Origin of the sequence: Paenibacillus sp. JJ-223, assembly GCF_927798175.1 — a bacterium.
In the GTDB taxonomy this organism is placed as follows: Bacteria; Bacillota; Bacilli; order Paenibacillales; family Paenibacillaceae; genus Paenibacillus; species Paenibacillus hubeiensis.
The window spans coordinates 1-535 of sequence record NZ_CAKMMP010000043.1; the positions used below are offsets into that span (position 1 = coordinate 1).

General features: G+C 54.2%; 1 rRNA gene. It reads left to right on the top strand.

Features of this window, described 5'->3' with window-relative positions:
- Positions 1 to 535, top strand: a 23S ribosomal RNA gene (locus L6H98_RS31190); the annotation flags it as partial.

A 535-nucleotide genomic window follows, 5' to 3' on the forward strand; every position in this document is an offset into this window, starting at 1 on the left:
TTTTAGGGGTGATGGCGTGCCTTTTGTAGAATGAACCGGCGAGTTACGTTCCCGTGCAAGGTTAAGGTGAGAAGCCGGAGCCGCAGCGAAAGCGAGTCTGAATAGGGCGACATAGTACGTGGACGTAGACCCGAAACCGGGTGATCTACCCCTGTCCAGGGTGAAGGTGCGGTAACACGCACTGGAGGCCCGAACCCACGCACGTTGAAAAGTGCGGGGATGAGGTGGGGGTAGCGGAGAAATTCCAATCGAACTCGGAGATAGCTGGTTCTCCCCGAAATAGCTTTAGGGCTAGCCTCGGAAAACAGAGTCGTGGAGGTAGAGCACTGATTGGGTGCGGGGCCCGCAAGGGTTACCAAGCTCAGTCAAACTCCGAATGCCATAGACTTACTTCCGGGAGTCAGACAGTGAGTGCTAAGATCCATTGTCAAAAGGGAAACAGCCCAGACCATCAGCTAAGGTCCCCAAGTGTGTGTTAAGTGGGAAAGGATGTGGAGTTGCACAGACAACCAGGATGTTGGCTTAGAAGCAGCCA